The 208-nt window shown below is 35.1% G+C and carries 1 pseudogene; it reads right to left on the reverse strand.

Features of this window, described 5'->3' with window-relative positions:
* Positions 1–208 (reverse strand): annotated as a pseudogene (locus tag RFW85_RS12450) (DNA recombination/repair protein RecA); the annotation flags it as partial.

Genomic DNA, 208 nt, shown 5'->3' on the forward strand with positions numbered 1-208 from the left:
CTCTTCTTCATCTTCAATTTGAACTGCACCATTTGTGCCTGTAGTCAGCAATTGTTCACGGATATTACGTTCAATTTCTTCAGCTATTTGAGTATTTTCTTCAAAATAGCGAATTACATTGTTTTTACCTTGGCCAATTTTATTGCCTTGATATGAATACCATGCACCAGCTTTTTGTACGATATCCTGTTGTACAGCTAAATCTACA

Source organism: Acinetobacter sp. 12966 (assembly GCF_031196995.1).
Classification (GTDB): Bacteria; Pseudomonadota; Gammaproteobacteria; order Pseudomonadales; family Moraxellaceae; genus Acinetobacter; species Acinetobacter geminorum.